The following is a 5,851-nucleotide window of genomic DNA, read 5'->3' as shown; positions in this document are numbered from 1 at the left end:
GGTTTGATTAATGAATCAACCCTACTATGAATCAACCCTACTATGAATCAACCCTACTATGAATCAACCCTACTATGAATCAACCCTACTATGAATCAACCCTACTATGAATCAACCCTACTATGAATCAACCCTACCTTTTATAAAAATTAAAATCTTTCTGATTTTAAGTCCCCGACGACCAGAGGTAGTCACTGATAACTGATAACTGATAACTGATAACTGATAACTGATAACTGAAATGACCCTACCCAATTCCCTAGAAGAAACAATCCTGCAAGCGAAAGCCGCCACCCAACTGGCTCTAGAATCGGGAGCTAGACGCATACAAGTGGAATTAGTTATCCCAGAAATTGCTCTACAAGCACAAGCTTTAGCCCTTGATTTTGCCTCTATTTTTGACAGTTATGGTTCTGGTTTAAGGGTAATTTTTCCCGATACTGGAGCCGCCATGTTAGCCCGACGGGATTGGGGAGAAACAGTTTTTCAACTGGGAGATTTAGGTAGTCGTTTTATTCCCATCGAAAACAAAATTAAGCCCGAAGATGAAGCGTTTTTAGTTGTTTGTCCCTCCTCGGTGGAGATTAATTCCGTAGAAAAACTCTGTTACCTTGCCGAAGATCGCCCCGTGGTTCTTCTGATTCCCCAATTGGAAGATGTATCGGTAGTGGGTATCGGTTACGCAGCCCGACAATTGCGAGAAAGATTTTTAAGTACCCTAGAAAGTTGTTATTATTTTCGTCCCTTGGAATCGGCGATTGTGTATCGTTCCTATCCTTCCTTGTGGCAAGTTTGGCTCGAAAAAGAAGACGGTTACGAGTTAATTTCCGAACAATCCACTAAACCCATGGGGGAAGCTTTAGAAAATCTGATTCTGAAAGCTTCTAGTAATACTCCTAATGATAGTTCTAATCCTGCTAATAAAGCCAAAAAGTCCGGTTTATTTGCCACTATGGGACGCTTCTTAAAAGCATTACAACAGTGACATACTCCCCCCGTCAAGTTAGGCTGTGACGGTGGGAGTATGTCAATCCCACTCCTGTAAGTCTCTGAGCCAATTTTGCAGCAAGCTAGTTAATTGAGTACGGCGAGTTTCAAAATTGCCAGCAATTGAGAGCAAGCTAACCCCCACCAGCAATCCGATAATCCATTTAAGCAGAGGATAAAGGGAAATCAAAATTACCAACTGATAGAAAGCATTAGCCACAAAAGTAAAAGTGCCAAGATAGAGGAAGGCGCGAATTCGTAAGGCTAATCCGGCAAAAATTGCCACTAAACTGAGGATGCCAGGCAGGATTCCCGTCTGATGATGAAACCAGAGAGCCGCACTAGCAATAATGCCTGTTCCCAAGAGGCGAAGCAGGTGGCGCAAGGATTTGCCTTGCCTCCCCTGACAGGTAGGTTCTATCCAGACAAGACAGAGGATAGACAATCCGACAAGACTGCTGTAGGCGAAGGGAGTTGCCAGAGAGAAATCCGCCAGCCAAAGGGCGATCGCCCAATTCACTAACAAGAGGGTAAGATAGCGCCACCGGGGTTGCTGCCGCAGCCAAGCCAGCCAAGCATAGAATCCAGCCACCACCAGCAAACTTAGGGGATTGAGCTTGTCTAAACTGCCCCCAAGGGCGAGTCCTGGAAGAACAAGAGCGAGGAATTGCCAAGGACGAGGCGGCCAGCCCCAAAGCCGCCAAGGGAGCAGATAGGTGAAAACAGCCACCCCAGAGGCGATTACTCCCAACCAAGAAACTAGGTATTGAGAGAAGAATTCCATTGGAGGAATAGTATTGGCAGCATAGGCCCCAATCCCAGTCGCTTCTAGAATACCCAGATAGACCCAGATTTCAGCGATCGCCTGGTCAGGATGGTTGCGCCCTTGCCAGATAGCATAACGAGTCAAAAAGATACCGGTTGCCAATCCCAACAGTTGATTGACTGCAACGGGATAGAATAAAGCCCCTAGTAACAGGCAACTGCCCAAAGCCCAGTGCAGGTGGGCAACCAACTTCAATTCTGAGGCCGTCAGATGCAAGTAGCCAGCCAACCAGGGAGAGAGCAATCGATAGCCGTAAACCAAGCTGGCGGCCAGGGCTGCCATTGCCAAAAATTGATCGCCTTGGGACAGGTCGGCAATTTGATAAAACAATAGCTCGTAGGCTGAGATGGAGATCCCGCCAATTCCCAGGTACAACAAGGGCTTCCTGGCCGGAGAGCGCCGCCCAACTCCGATGGCAATCAGTACCAGTCCCAGAGAACTCAAGCCAGTCCAACTACTGAAAAATCCCCAACGCAGAGCCGCTCCTAAGGCCCCATAGAGCAAGGGTAGGATATTCCAGCTATTGAGCATTTCCCGCCTGTGATCTCTGTGCCACCAATCTCCCAACAGTTGGGTAAGCAATCCCAAGAGAATATTGGCGATCGCTAGGGCAATTAAAGACTGCTTAGTTAGGTTGAGAACTTCGATGGTGAACAGTTCCAAGCTCCAGCCTACCCCGTAGATGCCCCAGTTACTCGGCTCGAGGTAGCTTCGATAGGCGATCGCCCCTAAAGTCAGGGCAGCCGCTAGGACAGGAAGGATCGAGGCAGCCATCCAATCCGAGTAAACGGCTAGAGAATGGAGAGTCAGGGCGACTAACTCCAGACTACAGAGGGCAATTGCCCAGCCATCGCAGGCGCGGGCATAGAGGAGAGCAAGTGCAGAAGTACGCTGGCTCAACCAATAGCGCAACAGCCAGAGGGAGAGGGGGATAAGGGCGATTGCCCCCGCCAACAGCCAATCTAATCCAGGGAGAGGCAATCTCTCTAGTAAGGCAACGCTCAAGCCCAAGGACAAGCCGACCGTGATGGCAGCCGCTGCTAATTTTTGTAGGCGATGAGTCTGAAAGAACATCAAACCAGTGGCGATCGCTAGGGTGACGAGACGAGTTTCTTCCCCTACCCAGGTGGGAATTTGGGCAACTAGCAGGACTGAGATGCTCAACCAAATGACTAGGTTAGGTTGGCGCGAGGGTTGCCAACTGCGATAAGCTGTCGCCCCCATCAGCAGCCAAGTGGCGATCGCTTCTCTACCGTCTGGAGCATTAAGGACATTACCAGAAAGCGCCAATAACATCAGGAGCGAGAGGCAAGTTGCCCAACCATCGCTAACCTGGGCATAAATTCTCGCCAAATTATTCGGTAATGCCCTTAAGCATTGGCGGAGAATCCACAAGCTTGTCGCAGTAATTACCCCTGCCAACAGCCAGCTTGCTTCTTGCCGCAATGCCCAACCAAAACTGCCATCCCACAAAGACAGTGCCAGCCAACTCAAGCCAAAACCTACGGTAATCGCTGCTGCTGCTACCTGCTCTAAGTTACGGCTATTGACGAACATCAATCCTGTAGCTATCCCTAAGCTAATTGAGGCAATTCCTGGTTCCAACCCTTGCGGGGGTCGGGCTGTTAAGATAAGCCACTGCCACAGGGCTAAAGCGTCTATACTCAACCAACTGGCAACTTCCCGCCGAGCCAGATTCCAAGTTCCCACCCCAGTCAGGGCCAGGGGAGCCAAACCCCAGACTAAGCCCCACTCTAGCCCCATAAGCGGGCGCTCCAACACAGAGGTCAACTGGGCGAAAACTGCCACCTGATTGAGGATAAACAAGCCATAGGATAGCCCAGCCAAGATTAGTCCCAGCTTCCAAGTTGTGTGGTGTAGGAGATGGAGCAAGGAAGTAGGAGGAAAGGGCTGTTTCACGCTGAATGCCAATTCCAGCACCGCCAGCATGATTAAAATCACGCCCCAAACTGCCCAACTCAGCCTTGGCCATCCCCAGTCAATCGCCAAAATTAGGGTGAGCAAGCCAGCTAGGTGAGTGAGATAGGCCAGGGAGAGAAAACGGCGGGAAATCTCTTGAAGGGAAGCTAGTTTGACTTGCCGTTGGCTGAAAATTACTAACGCCAGGGTTGAAGCTGCCAAGTTGAGCGTCCTCAAGGCAGGATTGACTAAGGAGCAAAAGGTCAAGGTTGTTCCCCAGAACAAGGCTATCGAGCCGGTAAAAGAGGCTAATTCCCGCTTGCCCAATTGGGAGAACCAATCTGTCAGGAATAGGATTAAGACTAGGTAAGGAAAGAAAACTAAGCTTAGTAACGCCCAAGGGGTAGCTTCAGCGCCAGTTAAACCAGTCCCCAAGGTGATTGCCCCTTGCCTGAAAGTGTCTGGAAGTAAGCGCCAAGCCAGCCACAACCCCTGCAACCCAATCAGCAAGGCTGCTGCCAAGTCGAACTTCCGCCAGGAGTAACCGATGCGTCGGGCAAAAAACAGGAGTGATAAACCACTCACTGCTAGGGCTTGCCAAGGTGTTTCACCCACCGACAGTAACCAACCTAGCAGCAGCAAGCTACCGCCGATACGCTGCCACAAGGAAACAGATTGTCTGGTCTGCCAACTGGCTAACCAGCCGCAAATCCCCACAGCCAGCCCCAATTGGCTAATCTCTACCTGAGCGATAAAAATTGCCCGCACCAGCAGGATAACCAGCCCATAGACGACAATTGCCTCATTTAAGCTAAAAGGGGCTAATCTTTCTCTCCTTGATGCTGCTTCTTGTCCGGCTCCTTCAGGAACACGGGAAAGGGAGATCAAAGTTGTTCCCACCACGCCCAAGTAAGTTGCCAGCAAGGGAAAACCCCCAATTGCCCATCCCCAATGCAGATAGCTCAATCCCAAGTGATTCGGCAGACTTTGAGAAAATCCTGCCGGGCCAGTTCCCCCGTACCTCCCCCGGAATAGTTGAACTGTTACGGCGGTAAGGGAAAGGGCAGCCACTACCACAATCAACCAGGCTAGAGGGTTGCGCCACAAGCCCAAGCTATCCATGGCCAGAAAATTCATCGGTACTAGCAACAGGGTAACCAGGCGCAAAGCTTGACTGGTCAGGCGCAGGCCCGGCTGTTGGCTACTCCAAAAACTGGCTCCCCAAAAAGCTAAAGTATAAAGCCACAAAACCCCATACTGTCCGGCGCTTGAGAATTTTTCCCAAAAGTTGGCGGCGAGGACACCAGAGGAGATGACCACCATGAAGACTCCCAACAGCAGCAGCCAGAGGACGCTCAATTCTGCCATCAGAGACTGTAACATTTGTCCAAACTGGCTGGGAGTTTCCTGCCGTCGAGGAGATGTTGGCGGCCGTGGCGGGATTCTACGGGGAGCTTCTGGCCGTCGAGAAGGTAGCGCGGGTGGGGGAGGCGGCTGGGAGGAGATGGGGTCTGGCAGCGGCTCTCTGGTAGGGGCAGTTGTCAGTATAGGCATGACACAGGAGAGGTTTTCCCGACACAGTTGCTTGACTTGAGATTCCCCAAGTAATCCTAATTGGAGCCATTGTTCTAAACCTTGTAGTAGAGAGGGATGGGAAGCTCTCACTCTTATAACAACCCGGATTTGAGAAGCAGTCAGCCAGCCTCGCTCCTGCCATTGCCCCAAACCTTCTAAAAATTTAGATATAGGGACGCTGGTGGTTATTGTCAGAGCGAGGGTTTCTTGAACTGAATTTTCTCTCGCATTTATTGCTAATTCTAGTCTTTTGTCGGCAATCAACTCTAATTCTAGCCATTGATTGAGAGCTAGTAAAAGTTCGGCTGGCGAGTTGGGATTGACGATTTCTATGGGGATGATTCGCTTCTCTTGAAAGGACATAAGTAATCAGATAAGTAGTCGGACATAAATTCTCTCGTCTGCAACATCTCAAAAACCGCTGAGAGGTAAGATGAAAGCCACGACAGCATCTCTGGCCTCTCAGCCTATCGCCTGTGGCTGTTAGGTAGTGTCTAGCTAGTGACCAACTTCCAGGCTGAGACTGTTCTGGGGAGCCGCCCG

Annotated in this window: 2 protein-coding genes; one reads left to right on the top strand and one right to left on the bottom strand. The window is 50.3% G+C overall.

Annotated elements, in window-relative coordinates:
* Nucleotides 1-241 precede the first annotated feature (241 nt).
* A complete protein-coding gene (locus tag O9290_RS25935; protein ID WP_002763301.1) occupies nucleotides 242-985 on the top strand; it encodes a DUF1995 family protein in 744 nt (247 codons plus the stop codon).
* A gap of 42 nt (nucleotides 986-1,027) precedes the next feature.
* Here O9290_RS25935 and O9290_RS25930 read toward each other — a convergent pair whose 3' ends face one another.
* On the bottom strand, nucleotides 1,028-5,671 hold the full coding sequence (locus O9290_RS25930) for a hypothetical protein (protein ID WP_288058068.1): 4,644 nt from the start codon (nucleotides 5,669-5,671) through the stop codon (nucleotides 1,028-1,030).
* Nucleotides 5,672-5,851: the final 180 nt, after the last annotated feature.

This window comes from Microcystis sp. LE19-41.2A, assembly GCF_027530405.1.
Lineage (GTDB): Bacteria > Cyanobacteriota > Cyanobacteriia > Cyanobacteriales > Microcystaceae > Microcystis > Microcystis aeruginosa.
The sequence above is the reverse complement of the archived record's forward strand: the minus strand, read 5'-3'. Positions and strand labels throughout refer to the sequence as shown.

What these genes read in the sequence shown, in the direction of transcription:
- O9290_RS25935 (WP_002763301.1), top strand. Translation starts at nt 242, where the DNA reads ATGACCCTACCCAATTCCCTAGAAGAAACAATCCTGCAAGCGAAAGCC.
- O9290_RS25930 (WP_288058068.1), bottom strand. Translation starts at nt 5,671, where the DNA reads ATGTCCTTTCAAGAGAAGCGAATCATCCCCATAGAAATCGTCAATCCC.